General features: G+C 75.0%; 3 protein-coding genes and 1 pseudogene. 2 read left to right on the plus strand and 2 right to left on the minus strand.

From position 1 onward, the window contains the following. Together H0X00_RS22855 and eis are read left to right on the plus strand one after the other, a co-directional pair. Positions 1-279, plus strand: a pseudogene (locus H0X00_RS22855) (ATP-dependent DNA helicase RecQ); the annotation flags it as partial. A gap of 115 nt (positions 280-394) precedes the next feature. Further along, on the plus strand, positions 395-1,579 hold the full coding sequence (gene eis, locus H0X00_RS22860) for a GNAT family N-acetyltransferase (protein WP_293775093.1): 1,185 nt from the start codon (positions 395-397) through the stop codon (positions 1,577-1,579). On the opposite strand, the gene H0X00_RS22865 is transcribed toward eis, so the two are convergent. Both H0X00_RS22865 and H0X00_RS22870 read right to left on the minus strand, forming a co-directional pair. Then, positions 1,576-2,682, minus strand: coding sequence for a hypothetical protein (locus tag H0X00_RS22865; protein ID WP_293775094.1), 1,107 nt, complete (start codon positions 2,680-2,682; stop codon positions 1,576-1,578). The two genes, eis and H0X00_RS22865, sit on opposite strands and share 4 nt — an antisense overlap. A 43-nt stretch (positions 2,683-2,725) precedes the next feature. Continuing rightward, on the minus strand, positions 2,726-3,273 hold a 548-nt coding region (locus tag H0X00_RS22870), incomplete at its 5' end, for an FAD-linked oxidase C-terminal domain-containing protein (RefSeq protein ID WP_293775095.1).

Here is a 3,273-nt window from a genome sequence, read left to right on the forward strand (position 1 = left end):
ATGGCGGCGCACCTGGCCGAGGTCGGGCGACTCCCGGTGCTCGACGTCCTGCAGGTCGTTGGCCCGCCACCGGCGCAGGACGTCGCCTCCGCCGCCCGGGTGGCCGGCCTGCTCTCCGCGCTCTCGATTGCGCCCGACGGCCCCGCTCTGCCCGACGGCCCGCTGCTGCTCGTCGACGACGTCAGCCGAACCGGCTGGACCCTCACCGTCGCCGCCGCCCTCCTCCGCGACGCCGGTGCCGGACCCGTCCTCCCCCTCGTGGGCCACCGCCGCCCCTGACCCGGCCGCCTCCGCCCCAACTCTCAGGGGATGTCATCCCTCTCGACCGCCCAGGCCAGGGCAAATCGGACATATTGCGGTCGAGGGGGATGACATCCCCGGCAGGATGGCGGGCATGGCCCTGGAGCTTCGCCCCCTCACCGAGGCGGACGACGCCGCGTCCTGGCAGCTCGGGCGGGTCGCATTCGGCGGCCCACCCGAGCGCCCCGCGGGACGACGTCCCACCCCGGCACCGGGCGAGCACGCGCTCGGGGCCTTCGACGGCGGGCGCCTGGTCGGTACGGCCGTCGATCTGGAGCACACGTACTACTACGGCGGTCGCGCCGTGGCCGGGTCGGGCGTCGCCGGAGTCGCGATCGCCCCGGAGTTCCGCGGCGGCGGGATCCTCCGCGACCTGCTCGGCCCCTTGATGGCCCGCGCCCGCGACCGCGGCGCCGCGATCTCGGCCCTGTTCCCGACCACGGCCGTCCCCTACCGGCGCCTCGGCTGGGAGCTGACCGGCGTCCTGCGCTGGACCTCGCTCCCGACGGCAGCGCTGGCCGGGGAACGGCGCCCGGCGCAGGTCCGGGTCCGACCGGCTGAACAGACCGACGTTCCGGCCGTCCTCGAGTGCTATCGGACCTGGGCCGAGGAGGGCACCGGGATGCTCGGCCGCGTCGGGGCCCTGTTCGACCGCGAGCCGGCCGACCTGCTGACCGGGCACGACGGCTACTCGGTCGCCGACGGCCCGGACGGGATCGAGGGCTACGCGAGCTGGGACCGCGACGGCGGCTACGACGCCGGCGGGGTTCTCGCGGTCCCGGATCTCGTGGCGACCACCCCGAGGGCACTGACCGCGCTGCTGGCAATGCTCGCCACCTGGCGCAGCGTCGCGCCCATTCTGCACCTGCGGCTGCGCCCGGACGACCCCGCGTGGCTGCTCGCCGGCCTGGCCGGGGCAACGACGTTGTCCGAGCAGCCGTGGATGCTGCGCCTGATCGACGCCCCGGCCGCGGTGGCTGCCCGAGGCTGGTCAGCCGGGGTGGACGGCAACGTGGACCTCGAGCTGGTCGACGACCTCTGCCCGTGGAACGCCGGGCCGCACCAGCTCGCGGTGAAGGCCGGCGCCGGAACCCTGAGCCCCGGCGGCTCCGGCAGCGTCCGCGTCGAACCGGGCGCGCTCGCAGCTCTTTACGCCGGAGCAACGACACCGGCCGTGCTGAGGAGGGCGGGCCTGCTCGCCGGCGGAGACCCCGACACCGACGCGTTCCTGACCGCCGCGCTCGCCGGCCCTCCGCCCGGGCTGCTGGACTACTTCTAGCGGAACTCCTGGTGGGCGAGCAGGCGCGGCACGACGACGCTCTCCAGGTGGTCCCAGCCGGCGATGCCGACCCGGCCGGCTTCCCAGTCGGCGAGCGGGACGTCGACGATCGCGCCCGCCGCCGGGTCGTAGACCACGACCGCCTCCCCTCGCGAGCCGATCGCCAGGACCACGTGCCGGTCGACGGTGCGGCCGATGTAGACCGGGACCGGCACCCCCGCGGACACCCCCCGCAGCACCGCGTCCAGGCAGCGGCGCAGCTGCACCGGGTTGTCGCCGTCCACCGGCACCCAGCCGAACTGAGCGCCGGTCAGCCCGGTGAACCGATTGAGGAACGCAGCCAGCGCCCAGGGCGGAGAACCCAGTGCTCGCGGCCACGGCGCCGGGCCGAGGGCGCGACGGGTGAGCGCCTCGTGGACCGCGTGCTGCTGACTGCGGAAACGCTGCTCGAACGGCAGCCCGTCCCCGGAGCGCTCCGGTTCCAGGTGGTCGCCGGTGGTCAGCCACAGCGCGTAGGCCGGGTCGAGCAGCATCCGCAGCAGGATCGCGCAGGTCGGCCCGCAGGTCGTGGGGCCGAGCTGACGCAGCCGCAACGCCGCACCGTCGTCGTCGACGAAGGTGGCCGGCCCCGGGACTCCGCCGAGTACCCCGAGGTGCCGGTGCAGCCAGTTGTTGTCCTTGGCGTGCGCGGCCACCAGGGTCGCGAGCCCGGCGACCGCCTCCGGGCCGCGGCCGGTGGCGAGCATCGAGAGCAGGTAGGCCGTCCTCGTGGGCGGACCACCAGTGACGGCCTTGAGCAGCGTCTCCCGGCCCTCGACGCCGGGCGGGTCGAGCCGGTCGGCGGCCAGGACCATCCGGTACGGGACCAGGACCTCGCGCCCGTCCGCGCGCCGGGCCTGCTCGACCGCCGCGAGGCCGGTGTCGCCGATCAGCCCCGCCAGCGCGGTCCGGGCCCGATCGTGAGCGCGGGGAGAGACGGCCGGCGCGGCCGGGGAGTCGGCGTCGAGCACCCCGAGCGCGGCATCCAGCGGCCCCGCGCCGAGCGTGTTTCCGCGACGCAGGCCCGCTTTCACCCGGTGCACCACGGTCCACAGCTCCAGCATCTCGACAGCGTGTCATCCCGCGCGGTGGCGAGGGAACTGTCGATCAGTTCGGCAGGAGGACGCCGGGATTGAGCGTGCCGGTGGGATCGAATGCCTGCTTCACCGCGCGCCAGAGCGCGAGCTCCTCGCTGCTGCGGACCAGCGGCAGCCAGCGCTGCTTGGCCCGGCCGATGCCGTGCTCGGCGCTGATCGAGCCACCGGCTTCGGCGACCATCCGCAGCACCGCGTCGTCCAGGTCCTCGTCGCCGGGCTCCACCCCGGTGACGTTGAGGTGCAGATTGCCCTCGCCGACGTGCCCCCACAGCCAAGGTGCTGCCGCCGGCCAGCGCTGCGCCAGGACCACCTGCACCTGCTCGACGAACGCAGCGAGCGCAGGAAGCGGCAGCGCCACGTCGAGCTTGTGCGGAACCCCGACCCGGCCCACCGATTCGGTGTGCAGTTCGCGGTAGGCCCACAGCCTTCGGGCGTCGGCGGCGTCCACCCCGACCGCGGCGTCGGCCAGGGCGGGTAGTGCCCCGACCAGACCGCCGAGCAGTGCTCCGGCCTCGGCGTCGGCGGTTGCCTCCACCAGCACCAGCACGGGATACGCGG

The sequence above is a fragment of the Sporichthya sp. genome (assembly GCF_013815995.1).
GTDB lineage: Bacteria > Actinomycetota > Actinomycetes > Sporichthyales > Sporichthyaceae > Sporichthya.

Coding starts and splice junctions, on each gene's coding strand:
- H0X00_RS22865 (WP_293775094.1), bottom strand. CDS start 2,682: ATGCTGGAGCTGTGGACCGTGGTGCACCGGGTGAAAGCGGGCCTGCGT.
- eis (WP_293775093.1), top strand. CDS start 395: ATGGCCCTGGAGCTTCGCCCCCTCACCGAGGCGGACGACGCCGCGTCC.